At 68.8% G+C, this 18,785-nt stretch carries 18 protein-coding genes and 1 pseudogene; 9 read left to right on the top strand and 10 right to left on the bottom strand.

The annotated features are described in order from the left end of the window. Positions 1-60 precede the first annotated feature (60 nt). From ACWAUO_RS01325 to ACWAUO_RS01315, 3 genes are read left to right on the top strand one after another with little or no spacing between them, the layout of a single operon-like run. Positions 61-1,617: an SDR family oxidoreductase gene (locus tag ACWAUO_RS01325; RefSeq protein WP_460772401.1), complete on the top strand. Its 1,557-nt coding sequence runs from the start codon at positions 61-63 to the stop codon at positions 1,615-1,617. Positions 1,618-1,626: 9 nt separating this feature from the next. Then, the gene (locus tag ACWAUO_RS01320) at positions 1,627-2,103 is read left to right on the top strand and encodes a MogA/MoaB family molybdenum cofactor biosynthesis protein (protein WP_460772400.1); all 477 of its coding nucleotides are present in this window, start codon (positions 1,627-1,629) and stop codon (positions 2,101-2,103) included. Continuing rightward, positions 2,100-2,525: a molybdenum cofactor biosynthesis protein MoaE gene (locus ACWAUO_RS01315; protein WP_460772398.1), complete on the top strand. Its 426-nt coding sequence runs from the start codon at positions 2,100-2,102 to the stop codon at positions 2,523-2,525. The genes ACWAUO_RS01320 and ACWAUO_RS01315 overlap by 4 nt, the downstream gene beginning before the upstream one ends. A gap of 2 nt (positions 2,526-2,527) precedes the next feature. Here ACWAUO_RS01315 and ACWAUO_RS01310 read toward each other — a convergent pair. The 7 genes and pseudogenes from ACWAUO_RS01310 to ACWAUO_RS01280 form a co-directional block, all read right to left on the bottom strand. Beyond that, a pseudogene (locus ACWAUO_RS01310) lies at positions 2,528-3,416 on the bottom strand (IS5 family transposase); the annotation flags it as partial. 155 nt (positions 3,417-3,571) lie between these two features. Then, positions 3,572-4,843, bottom strand: a complete 1,272-nt coding sequence (locus tag ACWAUO_RS01305) for a DUF3500 domain-containing protein (protein WP_121057311.1) — start codon at positions 4,841-4,843, stop codon at positions 3,572-3,574. Positions 4,844-5,145: 302 nt separating this feature from the next. Then, positions 5,146-6,888: a carbohydrate-binding domain-containing protein gene (locus tag ACWAUO_RS01300; RefSeq protein WP_460772397.1), complete on the bottom strand. Its 1,743-nt coding sequence runs from the start codon at positions 6,886-6,888 to the stop codon at positions 5,146-5,148. Beyond that, positions 6,870-7,751, bottom strand: coding sequence for a polyphosphate polymerase domain-containing protein (locus tag ACWAUO_RS01295; protein WP_460772395.1), 882 nt, complete (start codon positions 7,749-7,751; stop codon positions 6,870-6,872). Before ACWAUO_RS01295 ends, ACWAUO_RS01300 begins: the two co-directional genes overlap by 19 nt. Beyond that, positions 7,748-8,437, bottom strand: coding sequence for a DUF4956 domain-containing protein (locus tag ACWAUO_RS01290; RefSeq protein ID WP_460772394.1), 690 nt, complete (start codon positions 8,435-8,437; stop codon positions 7,748-7,750). The genes ACWAUO_RS01295 and ACWAUO_RS01290 overlap by 4 nt, the downstream gene beginning before the upstream one ends. Next, entirely contained in the window at positions 8,434-9,585 is a 1,152-nt protein-coding gene (locus ACWAUO_RS01285; RefSeq protein WP_460772392.1) for a glycosyltransferase, read from the bottom strand. The genes ACWAUO_RS01290 and ACWAUO_RS01285 overlap by 4 nt, the downstream gene beginning before the upstream one ends. A 5-nt stretch (positions 9,586-9,590) precedes the next feature. Next, positions 9,591-10,559, bottom strand: a complete 969-nt coding sequence (locus ACWAUO_RS01280) for a phosphodiester glycosidase family protein (RefSeq protein ID WP_121057320.1) — start codon at positions 10,557-10,559, stop codon at positions 9,591-9,593. A 319-nt stretch (positions 10,560-10,878) separates the two neighbouring features. Here ACWAUO_RS01280 and ACWAUO_RS01275 point away from each other — a divergent pair, with 319 nt between their 5' ends. Next, positions 10,879-11,613 (top strand): response regulator transcription factor, encoded by a 735-nt coding sequence (locus ACWAUO_RS01275; RefSeq protein ID WP_460772391.1) that lies wholly within the window; start codon positions 10,879-10,881, stop codon positions 11,611-11,613. Next, positions 11,610-13,067: a sensor histidine kinase gene (locus tag ACWAUO_RS01270; protein ID WP_121057330.1), complete on the top strand. Its 1,458-nt coding sequence runs from the start codon at positions 11,610-11,612 to the stop codon at positions 13,065-13,067. Before ACWAUO_RS01275 ends, ACWAUO_RS01270 begins: the two co-directional genes overlap by 4 nt. A gap of 98 nt (positions 13,068-13,165) precedes the next feature. Here the strand turns inward: ACWAUO_RS01270 and ACWAUO_RS01265 are convergent, their stop codons facing one another. After that, a complete protein-coding gene (locus ACWAUO_RS01265) occupies positions 13,166-13,495 on the bottom strand; it encodes a hypothetical protein (protein WP_121057331.1) in 330 nt (109 codons plus the stop codon). Positions 13,496-13,528: 33 nt separating this feature from the next. Here ACWAUO_RS01265 and ACWAUO_RS01260 point away from each other — a divergent pair, with 33 nt between their 5' ends. Genes ACWAUO_RS01260 through ACWAUO_RS01245 form a run of 4 tightly spaced genes read left to right on the top strand, consistent with a single transcriptional unit; the run spans position 13,529 to position 16,464 of the window. Beyond that, positions 13,529-14,467, top strand: coding sequence for an FAD:protein FMN transferase (locus ACWAUO_RS01260; RefSeq protein WP_121057334.1), 939 nt, complete (start codon positions 13,529-13,531; stop codon positions 14,465-14,467). After that, positions 14,460-15,059, top strand: coding sequence for a ferric reductase-like transmembrane domain-containing protein (locus tag ACWAUO_RS01255; RefSeq protein ID WP_121057336.1), 600 nt, complete (start codon positions 14,460-14,462; stop codon positions 15,057-15,059). The genes ACWAUO_RS01260 and ACWAUO_RS01255 overlap by 8 nt, the downstream gene beginning before the upstream one ends. Further along, on the top strand, positions 15,056-16,252 hold the full coding sequence (locus ACWAUO_RS01250; RefSeq protein ID WP_121057337.1) for an NADH-ubiquinone oxidoreductase-F iron-sulfur binding region domain-containing protein: 1,197 nt from the start codon (positions 15,056-15,058) through the stop codon (positions 16,250-16,252). The genes ACWAUO_RS01255 and ACWAUO_RS01250 overlap by 4 nt, the downstream gene beginning before the upstream one ends. After that, complete coding sequence (locus ACWAUO_RS01245; protein WP_121057339.1) at positions 16,249-16,464, top strand: ferredoxin; 216 nt, start codon at positions 16,249-16,251, stop codon at positions 16,462-16,464. Before ACWAUO_RS01250 ends, ACWAUO_RS01245 begins: the two co-directional genes overlap by 4 nt. Before the next feature lie 60 nt (positions 16,465-16,524). On the opposite strand, the gene ACWAUO_RS01240 is transcribed toward ACWAUO_RS01245, so the two are convergent. Then, positions 16,525-17,031, bottom strand: coding sequence for a Glu/Leu/Phe/Val dehydrogenase (locus tag ACWAUO_RS01240; RefSeq protein WP_460772388.1), 507 nt, complete (start codon positions 17,029-17,031; stop codon positions 16,525-16,527). A gap of 489 nt (positions 17,032-17,520) precedes the next feature. Beyond that, a complete protein-coding gene (locus tag ACWAUO_RS01235) occupies positions 17,521-18,603 on the bottom strand; it encodes an IS110 family RNA-guided transposase (RefSeq protein ID WP_460772386.1) in 1,083 nt (360 codons plus the stop codon). Between the last annotated feature and the right edge of the window lie 182 nt (positions 18,604-18,785).

Here is an 18,785-nt window from a genome sequence, read left to right as displayed (position 1 = left end):
CCTGCGGCCCCGCCGCCGCAAGGGAGCGCGGCCGCATCCGGTCGCACCTATCGTTGCCGGATGCAGACGCTGAGCGCCCCCTCCGGCACCGAGCCCGCACTGCGGGCCGAGCCCCGCGCCGACGGCACCGCCCCGCGCGCGCTCGTCATCGGCGCCACCGGGTACATCGGCGGGCGGCTCACGCCGCGGCTCGTGGCCGCCGGTTACCGCGTGCGCGTGCTGGCGCGCACCCCGGCCCGGGTCGGCGGCTTCGCCTGGAGCGGCGACGTCGAAGTGGTCGCGGGGGCCGCCGACGACACGGACGCGATCCGCGCGGCGACCGCCGACGTCGACGTGCTCTACTACCTCGTCCACTCCATGGGCGCGGGGAAGGACTTCGAAGCGGCAGACCTCCGCGCCGCCCGCGCCGTAGCGGAGGCTGCGGCGACCGCATCCGTCCGCCGCATCGTCTACCTCGGCGGCCTGCACCCCGACGGTGTGCCGCTCTCGCCGCACCTGCGATCCCGGGTCGAGGTGGGGGAGGTGTTCCTCGACACCGACGTGCCGGCGATCGTGCTGCAGGCCGGGGTCGTCATCGGGTCGGGGTCGGCGTCGTTCGAGATGGTGCGGCACCTCACCGAGGTGCTGCCGTACATGCCCGCCCCGCGCTGGGTGCGCAACCGCATCCAGCCGATCGCGGTCCGCGACGTGCTGCACTACCTGCTCGGCGCCGTCCGGGTGGACGCCGGCGTGAACCGCGCGGTCGACATCGGCGGCCCGGACGTGCTCCGGTACGGCCAGATGATGAACGGGTACGCGCTGGAGGCGGGGCTGCGCCAACGCGCGATCGCGGCGCTTCCGGTGCTCACCCCGCGCCTGGCGTCGCTGTGGGTGGGGCTCGTGACCCCCGTGCCGCCGTCGATCGCACGGCCGCTCATCGCATCGCTCGAGAACGAGTGCGTCGTGAAGGACGACGCGGTGGGCGACCTCATCCCGCCGCCGGAGGGCGGACTCACCCCGTACCGCCGCGCCGTGCAGCTCGCGCTCGGCCGGGTCGACGCGGACGCGGTGGAGACGAGCTGGCAGGACGCCGAGGTCTCGGGGCTGCCGAGCGACCCGCTGCCGAGCGACCCTGACTGGGCCGGGAAGACGGTCTTCACCGATGTGCGGACGGTGCGCACGACCGCATCCGTCGAGGACGTGTGGCGCGTGATCATCGGCATCGGCGGTCAGAACGGCTGGTACTCGACGCCGTGGCTGTGGGCGCTGCGCGGCTGGATGGACCGGCTCGTCGGTGGCGTCGGGCTGCGTCGTGGCCGCCGGAGCCGCACCACCGCGGTCGTGGGCGACGCGATCGACTTCTGGCGGGTCGAGGCGCTCGAACCTGGGCGGATGCTGCGGCTGCGCGCCGAGATGAAGGTGCCCGGGCTCGCGTGGCTCGAACTCGGGGCGGTCGCCGACGGGGACGGCGCCCGGTACGAACAGCGCGCGGTGTTCTTCCCGCGGGGGCTCGCCGGGCGGGCGTACTGGTTGCTCGTGCTGCCGTTCCACGCGCTGATCTTCCCCGGCATGGCCGCCCGCATCACCGAGACCGCCGAAGGGCGTCGGGCGGCGGAACCGGCCGCATCCCGGCAATAGGCTGGGGGCATGCGGCGGGCGGCGATCATCACGGTGTCCGACCGGTCGGCTGCGGGCCTGCGCGAGGACGCCTCCGGACCGGTCGGCGTGGCGATGCTGCGTGAGGCCGGCTGGGACTGCCCGGACGCCGTGATCGTGCCCGACGGCGCCGACAGCGTCGAGGCCGCCATCCGCGCCCGCCTCGCCGACGGCGCCCGGCTCGTGCTCACCACCGGCGGCACCGGGATCGCCCCGCGCGACCGCACGCCCGAGGGCACCGCGCGCGTGCTCGACCGCGAGCTGCCCGGCATCGCCGAGGAGCTGCGGCGGCTCGGCGCGGCGGAGAAGCCCGCAGGGATGCTGACCCGGGGCCTGGCCGGGATCGCGGGCGACGCGCTCGTGGTGAACCTGCCCGGCAAGCCCGCGGCCGTCGCCTCCGGGGTGCCGGTGGTGCTGTCGGTCGCCGCGCACGTGCTCGACCAGCTCGACGGAGGAGACCACCGATGACCGTCGCCCTCGCCCGCGTCACCGCGGAGCCGCTCGACCTCGACGCGCACCTGCGCGCCGTCGACGACGCCGCATCCGGCGCCCTCACGACGTTCGTCGGCCGCGTGCGCGACAACGACCCGGATGCTGCGACGGCGGTCGTGGCGCTGGAGTACTCCGCCCACCCCGACGCGGAGGAGGGGCTGCGCGCGCTCGCCGAACGGGCGATCGGCGACACCGGTGCGATCGTCGCGGTGAGCCACCGCGTCGGCCGGCTCGAGGTGGGGGACGCGGCCGTGATCATCGCGGTCGCGAGCGGGCACCGCGACGAGGCGTTCACGGTCTGCCGCGAGGTGATCGAGGCGATCAAGCGCGAGCTGCCGGTGTGGAAGCGGCAGGTCGAGGCCGACGGCACCACCGCCTGGAAGGGCCTCGGCGGGTAGGGCGTGTCTGACAATTGTCTGGTCCAGGCGATGACGGCGTTGAGGATGACGGCGGCTCGGTAGACGACGGCGTGCTTGTCGTAGCGGGTGGCGAGGCCGCGCCACTGCTTGAGATGGCTGTAGCGACGCTCGATGACGTTCCGGTTCTTGTAGTCGGCGGTGTCGAGGCCGACGGGCCTGCCGCCGCGTGATCCGCGACGCTTTCGGTGGCCTCGCTGGTCGGCGGGCTCGGGGATCACGGCCTTAATCCCGCGCGCACGGAGGTGTCCGCGGATCGCGCGCGACGAGTACGCTTTGTCGCCGCGGACGGCGTCCGGGCGGGTGCGCGGGCGGCCGACCGCGCGGCCCACCCGCAGGTGTGTCATCAACGGCAGGAACATCGGCGAGTCGCCCGCCTGACCGGCGGTCAGCAGGGCAACCAGCGGGAGCCCGTTGCCGTCGACGAGCTGGTGGATCTTCGTTGACAGCCCGCCGCGGGAGCGGCCGACCGCGTGATCAGGCGGCTCGACGGCCGGATTCGTGTAGTTCGATCCAGCCCCCCGTGTGGCGGGTCGCGTTCGTCGCGTGCTGATGCGCGCGAGCTATCGTCGGGTCCACCGAGAGCGACCAGTCCACCAGCCCGGCCGCGTCCGCGGCGGCCGTGAGCTGCGCGAGCACCCGGTCCCAGGTCCCGTCCACCGCGAGCCGGTGATGCCAGGTCCACACCGTCTGCCACGGCCCGAACACGTCCGGCAGATCCCGCCACGCGATCCCGCACCGATACCGGTAGATGATCCCCTCGACCATCGACCGCGCGTCCGAGAACGGCCTACCCTTCCGGCCCGTAGGCCGCGGCAGCAAGCCCTCGATCAGCGACCACTGAGCATCCGAGAGCATCTGGAACCGCGACATACCCCCACTCTCTCAGCGCGCCACCGAACTATTTGTCAGACACGCCCTAGCGGACAGTACTGTCAGCGACGGAGAATGAGCCAAGCGGGCCAGAAGCCTCCGGCCGACCGTCGCGTTTGGGACGGCAGGCCGGAGGCTTCGGCGGATCGGGTGCGCTATCCGTTCGACGGCGGGGTTCCGCCGTCACCCAGGGCGCCGCCCATACCGCCGGTGGCTGCTTGCTGGGTGACACTGCCCGCGTAGTCGTTGGTCGGGTCGCGGTAGATGGTGTGCACGTGCCCCCAGCCGGATGTTGAGACGCCGTCGACGTCGGCCCCCGCGGAGCCCTGCTGGGCCTGGAAGGCGATGTAGACGTTCGGGCCGGAGATGGAGAAGTTGATGCCGTCGCCCGTGCTCATGTCGTACGTCGTCTCACCGGACCACGCGATCACGGTGGTGTCGAGCGTCGCTTCGATCTCGGCGAGGGCGGCGGCGGTGGTCTCGCCGTCGGCCATGCCGACCCAGTTGGCCATCAGCTCGAGGAGAAGCTGCTTCTGCTCGTCGGTGAGGTCCGCGCCCGTAAGCCCTGAGCCGGTGGAGAAGTCGCAGGTGTCGCCAGGGGCGCACATGCTGACGTCGCCGGACGTAAGGGTTGCCTGCTGCTCGGCAGTGAGGCTGTCGAAGAACGCGAACGCGTCGGTGTAGATGCCGTCGAAGGGCTGCACCTCGTTGCCGCTCTCGTCGGTGTAAACGGCCGGCTGCACGCCCAGGTGGGTGGGAGCGAAGGTGATCGCATCGGTGGATCCGTCCAGAGACGCGTTGATACCGAGGTGGTGGCCGCCGACCTGCACTTCCCAGGCGGTGGTGTCGGAGGGGTCGCCGAAGAACGCGATGTAGTACTGGCCGAGAGAGGTCTCGGTGCTGTTGCTGTTCTCGAGGAGGTACTGGTCGCCGTTCATGATGCCGACAACCGTGGCATACGCCTCGTCGCTGAGGAGCGCTTCGAGGACGGCCAGCGCGGCGGTCTTCTGCTCGTCCGTCAGATCTGCGAGATTGAGGCCGGCGCGCTCGACGAAGGTGACGGGGAAGTTCGACCATGACGTGGTCTTCGTCTCGTCGTCGTACGCGTAGAGCACGGCTTCGCGCTGCTCATCGGACAGCGTCGCCAGGAAGGCCTCGGCAGCAGCGGTGGTGTCCGCGATGGTCTCGGCCGAGGTCGTCGCCGACGTGCTGGCCGCCGCGGTTGAGGTCGTCGTCGTTTCCTCCGACGTCGATGACGTGCTGGTTGTGGTGGGAGTGACGGTCGTCGCGCCAGTAGCGCAGCCGGTGAGAGCGATCGACATGAGTACGATCCCGGCACCGATCGTCAGCGCCGGCTTCGCACGGCGAGGCGCCGCGGCGTCGGAGGATGTGCGGCGGAAGCGAGAGAAGGGGTTCGTCGTGTGCATGCCCACAACCTTCGCCGCCTTCACCAAACAGCTGCTTCATCAAACCTTGGACGCTTCTATGAAGCCGACTGTTGGGCCCACTTCGGCGGAACGAGGAAGTCAGAGCTGATTGCTGAGTACGACGATGCCACGAGACGCCGGCGTGGGGATCGCCGACGTCTCGCCGTGCGTCCGCATGGGACGCGCGTGGGGTGAGAGCTTTCGGGCGCTACTCGCCCCAGGCGGTATTTACGCCACCAGGTCCCGTGATGGGAGGTTTCCGTCACGGGCATCCTGGAACGTGGATGCGGGGACGAGGACGCTCAGGGTCGCCGGCCGCCGCCATTGCCGCCACCGCCTGGGCCGCCCATCCCGGAAGTCACGTTCGTGCCTTCGGTGACAGTGGTGGCCGCGGCGCCGTTCACGGTGACGGTGTAGCTGCCGCCGTCCGTGATGCCGGGACCGCTGTAGAAGACGGCGGCGAAGGACTCCTCAGCCTCGAACGAGGCAATGGGCGCGCCCGAGGCATCCGTCACCTCGACGGTGTCGCCCGCCGAGCCGCTGACGGTCGCGGCGACCCATTGCTGCGCGCCGGTCGGTGCGACCAGGACGCTGCCGGCGATGAAGACCTCGCCGCCGTCCATGGCGATGTCGCCGTTGGCGTCGACTGCGCCCTCGCCGCCGGCCGAGCTCGGTCCGGCCACGGTGGTGGTGCCGCCGGTGAACGAGATGGAACCGTTGGAGTCAAGGCCGTCGCCACCGGCGACCACTCGCAGTGTCCCGCCCGAGACGGTGAGGGTCTCGCCGGTGGCCGCCTCGCCGCCACCGCCCATACCGCCCTGACTGGTCGTCGTGGTGCCGCTCGCGGCGTTCACGCCATCGTCGCTCGCGGTGACGTCCACGGTGCCACCCGAGACGGCGATGGCCGCGGCTTCGAGTCCCTCGACGGACTCGGTGACGGTGACGTCGCCGTCACGGATCTCGAGCGTCTGCTCGGCGTGGATGCCGTCGTCGCCGGAGGTCACCGTCACGGTCCCACCGCCGATTCCGATCGAGCCGTCGGAGTGCACGCCGTCGTCGGCCGCGTCGATCGTGACGTCTCCGCTCTCGATTACCGCGACCACGCCCGCGGACACGCCCTTGGGAGAGGCATCGGCGGCGGAGGCGTCCGACCCCGCTACCAGGTCGACGGTGCCGCCCGTAATGACGACATCGGTCGTCGCGGCGAAGCCGTCGTCGCCGCTCGTCGCGGTCACGTCGCCGCCCGAGACGACGATGAAGCCCTGCGTCGCGTCCTCATCCTGATCACTCTTGAGAGCGTCGCCGCCGGCGTCGAGTGCGAGCGTTCCGCCGGCGATGGTGAGCGAGTCCTTGCCGCGCAGCGCGTCATCCACGGCGTCGACGGTGATCTCGCCCGACAGGATGACGAGGTCGTCGGTGCTGGCGATGCCGTCGTTGCCGTTGCCCGATACCTCGAGCGTGCCCGAGCCGGTGATGGTGAGGTCGGCGTCGCTGTAGATGGCTGCGTTCGCTTCCGCGTCGTCGGCGTAGGACGACGTGTCCGAGACGGTGTTGGTTGTCCCGTCGGCGAGGGCGATCACGACGTCGTCGGCAGTCGTCACGGTGATGGCGGGGGAGTCGGATGCGGAGATCTCGGCCTCGTCCAGGATCAGCACGACCTGTGCGTCATCGGGCGCCGCGACAACGATTTGGCCGTCGAGCGATCCGGAGAGGCGGAACACGCCGGCCTGGGTGATCGTGACGGTGGTTCCGTCCACGGTCACGGCGTCGGAGTCGGACGAGGCGGACGACCCGCTGAGGGTGATTTCGACGGCGTCGGATTCGGACCACTCGTCATCGCCCACCACGGTGACGTCGGCGTTTGCGGCGAGCACGGCGTCGGCGGTCAGATCCGAGTCCACGACGGCCGTCGTTTCGACGGTGGTGGTGTCCTCGCTCGTGGTCGAGGTGGACGACGACGCGACGGTCTGCGTGGCGCAACCGGCGAGCACCAGCGCGGCGACGGAGAGGGGAATGGCGGTCAGTGTCAGGCGGCGTCGGAGCATGCTGCGTTCTCGATTCGGGTCGGGATGGGAAGAGTTCGTGCCGCGGCCATCGGGCTGGTCGGTGCAGTGACCGTGGTCCGGCGGGCGTGGACGGGGCGATGTGCGTCTTGGAAGTCGGAGAAGGGCCCGCGCAGCAGGCGCGCCCAGCGGTTGCGGGGCAGTTCGGGGTGCAGTGCGGCGAGGCCGGTCGCGTACTTGCTGACCGTGGCGGGGCGGTGCCCGGAGCGCCACAGTAGCCGGTCAACGGCGGACGCGCTCGACCCGGATTTGGTCTCGACGATCGCCAGGCGCGGGAGCGTGAAGCCGTGGCCGTCGGCCTCGATCCACTCGAGCTCGGTGTCGACGGTCGCACGTCCGGCACCGTCGGGGGCCAGGAGCGTCGCGCGGCGGTACCGGGTCATGAGCGTCGCGTCGAGCTCGTCTGCCCGCTCGGATGCCACTCCGATCGTGGCTAGTGCATCGGCGACGTCGTCGCGGGCGTCGGGTGTGAGTTCGCCGCGTCGCCGCGGATCGTACTCGTCGCGCTCCTTGACGGTCGTGCCCCGGGCCCCGCGCGTCTTGATCTCAAGGTACGAAGAGCCGGTGTCGAGGTAGCTGCGGGTGCGGAGCTTGAATCGGCGTCGCCGCTGCTGCGCGGCCATCCGGAAGCTCAGCAGGTCGGGGGTGTCGAAGTACACCGATTCGTAAGCGAAGTCGCGTGCACCGTCGATCTCGAGCACGCGGGTGCCTTCGTCGAGTCCGGCGAGCACGGCCGCGAGATCCGCACGGGGGACAACGTACTTGCGGTCCACGCGCGTAAGGAGGGATGCCTCCGCCACGATCTCCTCGAGGGACACCGCGTCGAAACGGTCGAGCGCGATCATCGCCGTGCCTCCGCGAGGTTCGAGTCTGAGACCACGGCCGCGCCGGACGCGGCGGTGGCAGGTTGGACGGCACGTGCGCGCGTGGCGGCCGCGTCCGTCGTCGTGGTCACGGTGCGCGACATCCGGCGCGTCCGGGCCAGGTCGATTCGGTAGCGGACGTCTACGAGGGTGGTGTCGTTGACCAGATCGAGTTCTTGCACGGTGACGGAGGTGACGGTGCCGCCGAGACGCTGCCCGAGTTCGGTGCGAAGCACCTGCTCATCGCTGACCGCACGGTCCAGTCGCACGATCTGGTGTCGGCTGCGGGCCAGCAGCGCGGGGTGGTCCGCGGCCCACAGCACGGCGAGCATGAGCGCGATGAGTCCGACCACGGGCCAGGGATCGGTCTGCGGTAGGCCGGACAGGAGTCCGATCGCGAGCGCTGCGAAGTAGTACGCGACTTCGCGCTGCGAGATCTCGGATGAGCGCAGTCGGATGATCGATAGCACCCCGAAAAGTCCCAGTCCGAGTCCCATCGCCACCTCCGCGGTGCCGAGCACGGCGGCGACGGCCATGACGCCCACGTTCACGCCCATGAACGCGACAACGAGATCGCGGCGGTGGTGCCGGCGGTAGTAGAGCCCGAGGCTGAGGATGATTGCGGCGGCCAGGTCGACAGCGAACAGGATCAGTGCGCTGGTGGTCATGGGTTCCTCCTGATGGTGAAGCGTTCGGATTCCATCCCAGTTGCGGCACCTTGGTGGTTGCTTGGACGGGTATCTGGGGCGGGTCTGAATTGACGGCCGCCTGCATGCTCGCGGAACACGAAGCTGCGTTGTACGCCGTAGCTGGTGACGAACAGCACCGCTTCCGTCGCGATCTTTGCGACGATCAGGGGGATGCCGAATCCGGTCAACGCCTCCAGCCAGACGACGTTGGACGCCAGCAGCGCGACCGCCAATAACGCGTACCGCAGCGCCTGACCTGGCATCCGACCCCGCCCGGCTGGTGAAGTCATCGAGCCGCGGAAGACCATGTGCCGGTTGACGGCGAAATTGACCGACGCGCTCAACACGCGGGCAGCGACGATCGACGGGACGAGGAGGCCGGTGAGCGCGTTGAGGATGAGCAGAGCCACCGTGTCGACCGCGAACGCTAGCAGCGACGAGCCGGCGAACAGCACGAGCGGCAGTGCGACGCGCGCGGAATCGACGAGGGGGCGGAAGTGACTGGACGCGTTGCCTTCGAGATACACCGTCTCGATCGGGATCTCCCGGGTCGTCACGCCGTCGCGGCGGCAGCGCAGCAGCACGTTCTGCTCGAACTCGAACCGTTCGCCCGGCTGACCACGCACCCACCCCAGAAGATCGGACGGGATGCCGCGCAACCCGGTCTGCGAGTCAGTCAGGCTCCACCCGGCCGCAAGCCGGAACACGGCGCGCGCGAGCGCGTTCCCCGCTCGACTGCGCACCGGGACGCGGCCAGTGAACGAGCGACAACCCAGCACCAGCGTCGGAGTGCCGACGGCGGCGTCCTCGCGCAGCGCGTCGGCGACGCGCAGGATGTCGTGCACGGTGTGCTGACCATCGGCGTCCGCCGTCACGACATCATTCCCGGGATGCGTCGCCATCACGTAGTCGAGGCCGGTCTTCAACGCGGCCCCCTTGCCCCGGTTTGCGTCGTGGCGCAGCACCCTCGCTCCGAGTGCCTCGACTCGGGTGAACGTCTCTGCGAAACCGGGTCCGCTGCCGTCATCGACCACGACGACCTCGAGATCTGAATCCGCGTCGAGAAGTCCCGCGACGACCGGCTCGAGTCGCGCGCCGGGCTCGTAGGCGGGGATCAGCACAATCATGGTCATCACCCCGCGACGTAGAGGATGTCGCTGGTGCCGCGTTCGCCACCGTTGGAGGGCTGGTTCACGACCTCGCCGTTGAAGTACATGGTCGAGGAGCCGCCGCCGTCGAGGTTGTACGCCGTGGTCGCCCCGAGGCCGGTCATGATGTCCGCGAGCTCAGTCAGGGTGACCCCGGCGCTGTACCCTTCTTGGCGGCCATCGACGACAACGAACACGAGGTGGTTTTCGTCAATCACGCCGACCGCGGTCCGCGGCTGGTCCCCCTGGATCGAGTGGTTCCCGAAGTTGGTGTCGACCTCCTGCGTCTCGATGCCGTCCACGACGGCGCCGTCCTCGACGATGGCCGGTCCGAAGCTCAGAGTGTTCCACGCACCGGCAGCGAGTAGCTCGTCGGCGCTCGTCGCGGTCTCGTCGTACACCTCGACCGTGCCGTCCGTGTAGAACACGAGCCCCGCGCGCGCCGGTTCGTCGCGGTACACGACGCCGTTGCGGATCACGATGCCGGTGTCGCGGAAGCCGTAGTAGTCGCCGTTGACGGCGAAGATCGCCCCGTTGTCCGCAGCGATCTGACTGGTGAGTTCGGTGATGTTCTCACCGAACTGGTCCTTCGCGAAGGCGCTCCGCAGGGCCGTGGCATCCGACAGCACCACGTCGGCGACGTAGTACGTAACGGTATCGTCGCCCGACCCCTCGGTAACCGTGCTGACCGTGACCGACGTCTCGCCGTCGGTATAGGAGGTGTCGGTGACGGTGGCCTCCGCTGTCTCCTCCGTTGTCTCCGTCGCCTCGGTGGTGGCGCTCGACGTGTCATCCGACGTGGAGTTTTGCGCCTCGTACTCCGACACATCGGCAATCTCGACGTGCTCGACGAGGAAGCGGTCGGCAGCCCACGCGGCCGCGCCACCGCCCGTCAGGGCGACGACGAGACCGGACGCAATCAAGGTGTTCCGGGTTCGTCTCTTCATGTCCATGCGTCATGAATACGGGGCGGACCTAAATCGGCCATTGCCCAGTCCTGTGAACCGGCATTGAGCCCGAGGCGACGGGCAGTTACATGAAGCACAAAGGCGAATGGTCAGGTTAGGCACGTCTACAAGGAGCGCACGCGCACCTGAAGCCTCCTGACCTCGAACGCTGGCTTTAGCTGCTTCATAGGAACCGTGAAGGTTTCGGCCGCACGGTAGCGGGAGCAGGATCCGATCGCCACCGTCCCACACCGTCTTCGACGGACGGGCCAAGTGACCCGAGCGGACATTGGACCATCCGATTCGAAACCGGGAAGCTAGAACTATGACATTCCCAGCCCCCAGGCCAGCGCCGCTTACGAGGCCCGACGGGTCGCCGATTCGCGCGCTCGTCGTAGACGACGAGGCGAACCTCAGCGAACTGCTGCGCATGGCGCTGCGCAACGAGGGCTGGGATGCGCGAACTGCCGCGAACGGGCAGGAGGCGCTCAACGTCATCCGCGAGTTCTCCCCAGATTTGCTCGTGCTCGATGTGATGATGCCCGGGCTCGACGGGTTGGAGCTGCTACGACGCGTCCGCGCGACCGGCAACGACATCCCCGTTCTCTTCCTGACCGCGAAGGACGCTGTCGAGGACCGCATCGCGGGAATCTCCGCCGGCGGCGACGACTACGTGACCAAGCCGTTCAACCTCGAGGAGGTCATCCTCAGACTTCGCGGTATGGCGCGCCGGCACGTTGCTGCAGTCGCCGACGAGGATCCCCGACTTCACGTCGCCGACCTCACGCTCGACGAGGACACGTACGAGGTGGAACGAGGCGGGACTCCGATCAAGCTGACCGCGAAGGAGTTCGAGCTCCTGAGGTACCTCATGCAGAACCCCCGCCGAGTGCTCAGCAAGGCGCAGATCCTGGATCAGGTCTGGAGCTACGATTTCGGCGGAAACGCAAGCGTCGTCGAGATCTATATCTCCTACCTGCGGAAGAAGATCGACACGCTCGGCGAGCCTCTGATCCATACCGTGCGAGGCGTCGGCTACACCATCAAGCCCAGCTCATGAGCAGACGGCGGTGGACGCTACGGCGCAAGCTGGTGGTGGGCACCGGTACGCTCGTCGCGATCGGTTTGCTCGTCGCGGGCATCCTGACCACGGTGGCGCTGCGGTCGTTCGTTTACGAGCGACTGGACACGCAGGTGCAGGAGGAACTCCAGAGGGCTCTGGGGCCCGAGGGCCCCGGGGGCGAGGATGCGCCAGATCAGCCCGGGTCTTTCAGCGATGACGGCCCTGCCGAGCGGGTCGGGTCGCTACAGGTATTTCTGGACGAAGACGGTTCCGTTCGCGAGTCGGCATACGTTGCTGACAACGGCGACGAGGTGACTCTCACCGACGAGCAGAAGGAGATTCTGCAGTCGACGACTTTTACCGACGGTGTGCCCGCGACCGTCGACCTCGGGTCGGAGATCGGCGTGTTCCGCGTCGTGTCGGGGACTCAGGCGGGCACCACCGTCATCGCCGGGCGCTCGGTCGAGGACGTCACTGCGACTACCACCGCCTTGGCCGTCATCCTCCTCGGGGTGTCTGGTGTGACGCTGCTCGTCATTCTCGTCGGCCTGGCCGTGGTGGTAACCCGGAGTCTTCGCCCGCTGAGCCGGGTGGCGGCCGTCGCCGACCGCGTGGCCACCCGCGAATTGGCGGACGGCGAGGTCGACATTCCGGACCGAGTAGATGTGAGGGACACGGATTCCGACACCGAAGTGGGACGTGTCGGCCGATCACTGAACACCCTCCTCGGTCACGTCGAAGCGGCCCTCACGTCGCGACAGCACAGCGAAGAGCAACTTCGTCGCTTCATCGCCGACGCCAGCCACGAACTACGCACCCCCCTCGCATCCATCCGCGGCTACGCGCAGCTCTCGCAAGCCGAGGCGGCACCGATGACGCCCACCCAGGAGCGCTCGTTCGACCGGATCTCAGCGGAATCCGCCCGCATGGCGGACCTCGTCGATGACCTACTCCTCCTCGCAAGGCTTGATGCCGGCCAGTCGCTGCGGGAGGACAGCGTCGATCTCCCACTGCTCGTCATCGACGCTGTCAGCGACGCGCACGCCGCCGATCCCTCGCGGGAATGGCGGCTGGGCGAGGTCGCTGAAGAGGCCATCGGCTTAGGGGACGAGAACCGCCTCCGGCAGGTGCTGTCCAATCTCCTCCGCAATGCTCGCACTCACACGCCGCCGGGAACCGTGGTTACCACCTCGCTCTCGGTCGATGACACCCAGGCGATCATCCGTGTGAACGACAACGGGACGGGCATCGATCCCGGCGTGCGCGACCGGCTGTTCGAGCGCTTCGCCCGAGGGGATCACTCTCGAAACCGCGACTCCGGGAGCACCGGGCTGGGCCTGTCCATTGCACACGCCATCGTCGCTGCTCACGGCGGCACCATCAAGGTCGACAGCGAACCGGGCAACACGACCTTCACGGTGCGGGTGCCGCTTCAACAGGCACGGTCGTAACAGCTGCGACGCACGACCCACAGCGATCGCATAGGTTCTGTGAACCCCTAGCTTGCTTTCATCTTGGCCTCCTCTTTGACGTGATCAGCACCCTGGTCTTATCGGAAGGAGATCGGGATGAACGGCATCCGCAAGGCATGGCTCCGCACACGACTGGCGACAGCAATGGTGGTCGCGATGAGTGTCGGTGCGACCGGTGTGGTGGTGTCCAGCATCGCCTCAGGCATGCAGGACACGACCGCATCGACCACGAGCACGGAATCCACAACCACCGACACGAGCACCACCCAGTCGACCACCGAGGCTGAGACGACTGAGTCCACCTCCTCTGACGACTCCACAGCGGAGGACTCGTCCGCGACGACGACCGAATCGGACACTGACGCGTCGAGCGAATCGGCGGAATCGGGCGCCGTCTCCGAGTCCACCTCCTCCGAGTCCGACGCGACATCGAGCGGGTCATGATGCGTGCGACAAGTGAATGGCAGCTGTGGTCCACGACCGCACGCCTCGTCGTCGATCGCGAGGACGCGCTGGAGGATGCGCTGGAGATCGCGCACCGCGAACTTGCTCGCATCGATTACGTCGCTAGCCGTTTCCGCACCGACTCGGAGGTGAACCGGATCGCGGCGCGGCAGCCGTCGGGAGTCACTGTGAGCGGGCTGCTCGCGGTGCTCATCCGTCGGGGTCTGGAAGCGGCGCAGCTGACGGGCGGTTTGGTCGATCCGACGCTCGGGCGCAGCATGAACGGGATCGGCTACGACCGCGACATCCGCCTCATACTCGACGACGACCGCCCGGTACGCGCGGTGGTTTCCTCTCGGCCGGGCTGGCAGAACGTCCAACTGCGGGGAAGGCATCTCACCGTGCCCGGTCACCTGACACTCGACCTCGGCGCCACCGCGAAGGCCGTCGCCGCCGACCTGGTGGCTAACGAGATCGCCCGCCGTTTGGGCTGCGGGGTGCTGCTGTCGCTCGGCGGCGACATCGCCACCGCCGGCGCCGAACCGGCCGACGGGTGGCATGTCACCGTGCAGGACGTCCCGGGTGAGCCCGCAGGTCGGGTGCATGTCCGGGCCGGAGCGGCGGTCGCCACCTCGAGCACCCTCCGCCGCCGGTGGTTGCGCGGGGGAGAGCAGATGCACCACATCCTCGACCCACGAACGGGCCGCCCCGCCGCACCGGTGTGGCGCACCGTATCGGTAGCGGCTTCGAGTTGCTTCCTCGCCAACTCGTTCGCCACCGCCGCCATCGTCCACGGCGCCACCGCACCCGAATGGCTGGCCCGGCGTGCATCGGCACGGCTCGTAGACCAGCACGGACGCGTCATGACCGTCGGAGGCTGGCCGGCCGAGGCAGCGGCAGACCACGACATGCCGATGGGGGTGCGCCATGGATGAAGCCCTCTGGGCGCTCGGTCGCGGTACCGGCGTCATCGGTCTCGCGCTGTTCAGCCTTGCTCTCGTGCTTGGCATCACCGTGCGGTCGGGCCGATCCGCGGCCGGCCTGCCGAAATTCGGCGTTGCACGTCTGCACCGCGACGTCGCACTCCTTGCCATGGTCTTCATCGGCATCCATATCCTCAGCCTCTTCTTTGACAGCTACGCCCAGCTGCAGCTGGTCGACCTGGCCGTGCCGTTCCTCGCGGCATATCAGCCGTTCTGGCTGGGGCTCGGCACGCTCGCGGCTGACCTCACCTTGGCGGTGGTCGTCACGGCCCTGCTGCGCCACCGCATCGGTGCGCGCGCATTCCGCGCCGTGCACTGGGCGACTTACCTGCTCTGGCCACTGTCCGTGGCGCACGGGATCGGCGCGGGCACGGACGCCGCCGAGCCGTGGTTTCTGATTGTCGTGGGCGTCTGCTGCGCCGCTGTCCTCGGCGCGGTGGCCTGGCGGGTGACCGCCAGATTCCGTCGTCCCCAGCCCGTGACCCCTGCCCGCATCAAGACGGCGGCGACCCGCCGCCTCGCATCTTCGGAGGTTTCGTCATGATCAACACCCAGCCATCGGTGCCGCGCCTACTCGCCGCGCCCTCTCCGTCGCTGCACGACCACTCCCGCACGTTCGGGCCGCGTCCGTCCCCTTCGGCCGCGGAGCTGATCGGCGAATTGGAGCGGGCCGCACTCGACGGACGCGGCGGAGCGGGTTTTCCTGCTCACCGCAAACTCCACGCCGTCGCCGCACAGCCGCGGAAGCGCGGAGCCCCGATCGTCATCGGCAACGGCAGCGAAGGGGAGCCTCTGAGCGCGAAGGACGCCGTCCTCCTCGCCTCCGCGCCCCACCTCGTGATCGACGGGCTCCTGATCTGCGCTGACGCCCTCGGCGCAGCTGAAGGCCGGCTTGTGGTGGGGCCCTCGACCGCAGGCGTCGTTCGCGCTGCACTCGCGGAACGCTCCGACGCTCACGCCATCCGCCTCCACGCCGAAAGCGGCGGATTCGTCGGCGGCGAGGCATCGGCCGTGGTCGCGGGCTTAGCCGGTCGACGTCCGGTTCCCGCCGACCGGCCGGTGCGTCTCGCGGTCAGCGGACTGCATCGTCGGCCGACCCTTGTGCAGAACGTCGAGACACTCGCGCACATCGCCCTCATCGCCCGTTACGGCGCCGCATGGCATCGCTCGGTCGGCACCACGGACGCACCTGGAACGCGGCTCGTCAGCGTGAGCTGGGGAGACACCTCACCGCGTGTCTTTGAGGTATCTGGCGGTTCCCCCCTCCGCTCGCTACTCGACGCGGCCGGCGCACCCGACACATTTCCGGCTTTGGTCGGCGGTTTCCACGGCGCTTGGGTACCGGCGTCCGCCCTCGATTCGCCTCTCTCGGCCTCAGGTCTCGCACCGCATGGAGCCAGCCCCGGCGCCGGCATCCTGCATCCGCTCACCGAAGGCGAATGCGGCATCCAGGTGACTGCACGCACGCTCGCCACCCTCGCCGCGGCATCCGCGGGGCAGTGCGGGCCCTGCGCGAATGGCCTGCCCCGTATCGCGGAACTGATGCGCGAGCTGCTGGCCGGGACGGACACGACCGCAGAGCTCAGACGGATCGCCGGCCTCATCGACGGGCGGGGCGCCTGTCATCACCCCGACGGAACGGTACGGATGCTGCGGAGCGCCCTTGTCGTCTTCGCCGACGACATTGCCGCTCACGCACACGGACGTTGCCTGACCCGATCGGAGGTGAGAGCATGACCATCCTGCATATCGACTGGACCGCCTGCCACGGCCGCGGAGCCTGCATCGAACTGCTGGACGGGGTGCTCCGGCCGGATGACTGGGGCTACCCGACAGGAACCGGCGGCTCCGACGTACCTATCCCCGCAGACCGAGTCCGCGACGCCCGCGACGCCGTGTCACTCTGCCCACGGCTCGCGCTTTCCGTTAGGCCATCGTCACGACCATGAGGGGTCGGCTGTCTCGGAGGGGGATCCGCTCCTGCCGACCAGCGGAGGGTTCCGCTGACGTCACGGGTAGAGACCTCGAATGCGATGGGCGTCGGCGACGCGAGACACCGCGATAGCAGTTGCCGCGGCGCGTTCTTCGACTTGTTGGGTGGACCACCAATATGCCTGGTTCGCTTGCACCCACTCGAAGTAGCTGACGACCACACCACCTGCGTTCGCAAGAATGTCGGGAACGACCAAGACTCCGTTCCGGCCAAGGATGGCGTCCGCGTCCGGAGTTGTCGGACCGTTTGCGCCCTCCACAATGACTTGCGCCTTGATGCGGTGCGCATTGTCCGCCGTGATCACACCTTCCACAGCGCAGGGCAGGAGCACGTCGACGTCAAGTTCGAGAAGGTCGCCCGGCTTTATTTCGTCGGCATCCCGGAAGCCTCGGACGGTGCCCGTCGTCGCGATGTATCTTTCCAGCGCTGGGATATCCAGGCCCCCAGTTCGATGGATCGCACCGTACTGGTCGCTCACTGCCACGATCCGCGTTCCCGCTTCTTTGAGTCCCTGTCCTCCCACGGACTTGCGGATATGAACGACCCGACTGGAAGCACGGGGCGGATCAAGCCCTGCTCATCGGACGCGAACCACCGAGACGCACTCTCGAGCTGCAGACCGCAGTCACCCGTGCACAGAAGGCGGTGGCGGCGCGCGACTCAAATCCCTCAGCCGCCTTCGGCTGGTGGGACTACGTCTTCAACGGAAAGTTCCCGGCGTACTACTGATATGTAGGGGTTCTCTGTCAAGAGGCATGGCGAGGCGCCGTCCGGGTTTGGTCCCGGGCGGCGCCTCCTGCTTCGTGATCGGCTGGTCGGTGAGCGTGTCGTTGCGACGCGCGGTCAGTCTGATATCGCGGGTTGGTTACCGCAGGACGGTTCTTCGGCAGGAGCGTGTCCGCGTGTCTAGGAACGAGCGTCGCCCCACCGAGGTTGGGCTGCTCATAGTTGTGTCGCGGGTCGTTCCTCGCGCTGCCACCGGCCGTTGGGATCTGGAAGCGCTCAGGGGGTCTCAGTCGTCCATCACGGCCAGTGACCAGCACCATCCGGCGAGCTCGCGGGCCACGGCGATCGTGGCGATGTTGGGACGTTTGCGGCGTTCGATGAAGCGCACCCAGCGCCCGTGCAGTCGCCGGTTGCCGAGATCGCCGCGTGCTCTCGCGGCCGGGGACGCCTGGTTCCAGCGATGCTGGATCACCGCGCCGACCCGGTAGCTGGGTCGGTGGTGCCAGGCCGCTTCGACGAGCAGGCGGCGAGCGTGTCCGTTGCCGGTCTTGGTGATCGGCCCCTGCATGCGGGACTGCCCCGAGGAGAACTCGCTGGGCACGAGACCGACGAACGAGCCGATGCTGTTGCCGGTGAATCGGGTCCAGTCGCCGATCTCGACCGCCAGCGCTAACCCGGTCAGGGTACTGATCCCGCGCAGACATCCGAGCCGGCGGACGATCCCGTCGAACTCGCTGTCCGCGGCGAGCTGTTCGATCGCGGCGTCGAGTCGGTCGCGGCGCGCTTTGATCTGCAGCACCGTCTCGTACTCGGCCTCGAGCGCGGCTTGCGACGAGGGAAGGCTCAGCCGCTGATGCGCGAGCCACCGGTCGTGCTTGCCGGTCCATGCTCTGCCTTCGTCGTAGACGATCCCGTGCCGCAGCAGCAGCTTGCTCAACCGGTGCCGGGCGCGCATCAGATCGCCGCGGCAGTCCTCACGGGCGCGCACCAGATCCCGGGCGGCCTCCTGACTGACTGTCGGCACCGTGACTGGGGTGATCTCGTCCAGACGCAGCAGCCGCGCCAGATGCACGGCATCCCGCGCGTCGGTCTTCACCCTGTCGCCGCTGGGCCGCTGCAGCTTCGACGGCGCCGCGACCACCGAGCGGATCCCCGCCGATTCCAGCGCGCGGTGCAGCCCGAACCCGGTCGGCCCCGCCTCATAGGCGACCGCGACCGGCCCGGGCAACGACCTCACCCACGAGATGATCCGGTCCTGCCCGGGCGGCAGCTTCGCCTGGAACAGCTCACCGGTCGCGCCGTCGATCGCCGCTGCCGCGACGGAACGGGCGTGCACATCCAGCCCAACACTCGTACGCTCAGAGAACACGGGGCCTCCCACAACTGTCGGATAGGCCGGGCGGACCACCCACCCGGTAACCCACGAGCTTTGTGAGTGAGGCCCCGTCCCGCGACCCCCTCACCAGAAGGCGGCCACTACATACCGTCTAGTCGGTCCGCGCCCGCATCCGTCTGCGCGCTCCCGCCGCCATCGTCCGCGCGAGACCACAT

The organism is Microbacterium sp. GXF7504 (assembly GCF_054798235.1).
The sequence above is the reverse complement of the archived record's forward strand: the minus strand, read 5'-3'. Positions and strand labels throughout refer to the sequence as shown.

What these genes read in the sequence shown, in the direction of transcription:
- ACWAUO_RS01295 (WP_460772395.1), bottom strand. Translation starts at nt 7,751, where the DNA reads ATGATCGCGCTCGACCGTTTCGACGCGGTGTCCCTCGAGGAGATCGTG.
- ACWAUO_RS01285 (WP_460772392.1), bottom strand. Translation starts at nt 9,585, where the DNA reads ATGATTGTGCTGATCCCCGCCTACGAGCCCGGCGCGCGACTCGAGCCG.
- ACWAUO_RS01245 (WP_121057339.1), top strand. Translation starts at nt 16,249, where the DNA reads ATGACCATCCTGCATATCGACTGGACCGCCTGCCACGGCCGCGGAGCC.
- ACWAUO_RS01305 (WP_121057311.1), bottom strand. Translation starts at nt 4,843, where the DNA reads ATGCACACGACGAACCCCTTCTCTCGCTTCCGCCGCACATCCTCCGAC.
- ACWAUO_RS01300 (WP_460772397.1), bottom strand. Translation starts at nt 6,888, where the DNA reads ATGCTCCGACGCCGCCTGACACTGACCGCCATTCCCCTCTCCGTCGCC.
- ACWAUO_RS01280 (WP_121057320.1), bottom strand. Translation starts at nt 10,559, where the DNA reads ATGGACATGAAGAGACGAACCCGGAACACCTTGATTGCGTCCGGTCTC.
- ACWAUO_RS01325 (WP_460772401.1), top strand. Translation starts at nt 61, where the DNA reads ATGCAGACGCTGAGCGCCCCCTCCGGCACCGAGCCCGCACTGCGGGCC.
- ACWAUO_RS01320 (WP_460772400.1), top strand. Translation starts at nt 1,627, where the DNA reads ATGCGGCGGGCGGCGATCATCACGGTGTCCGACCGGTCGGCTGCGGGC.
- ACWAUO_RS01315 (WP_460772398.1), top strand. Translation starts at nt 2,100, where the DNA reads ATGACCGTCGCCCTCGCCCGCGTCACCGCGGAGCCGCTCGACCTCGAC.
- ACWAUO_RS01275 (WP_460772391.1), top strand. Translation starts at nt 10,879, where the DNA reads ATGACATTCCCAGCCCCCAGGCCAGCGCCGCTTACGAGGCCCGACGGG.
- ACWAUO_RS01260 (WP_121057334.1), top strand. Translation starts at nt 13,529, where the DNA reads ATGATGCGTGCGACAAGTGAATGGCAGCTGTGGTCCACGACCGCACGC.
- ACWAUO_RS01250 (WP_121057337.1), top strand. Translation starts at nt 15,056, where the DNA reads ATGATCAACACCCAGCCATCGGTGCCGCGCCTACTCGCCGCGCCCTCT.
- ACWAUO_RS01270 (WP_121057330.1), top strand. Translation starts at nt 11,610, where the DNA reads ATGAGCAGACGGCGGTGGACGCTACGGCGCAAGCTGGTGGTGGGCACC.
- ACWAUO_RS01255 (WP_121057336.1), top strand. Translation starts at nt 14,460, where the DNA reads ATGGATGAAGCCCTCTGGGCGCTCGGTCGCGGTACCGGCGTCATCGGT.
- ACWAUO_RS01290 (WP_460772394.1), bottom strand. Translation starts at nt 8,437, where the DNA reads ATGACCACCAGCGCACTGATCCTGTTCGCTGTCGACCTGGCCGCCGCA.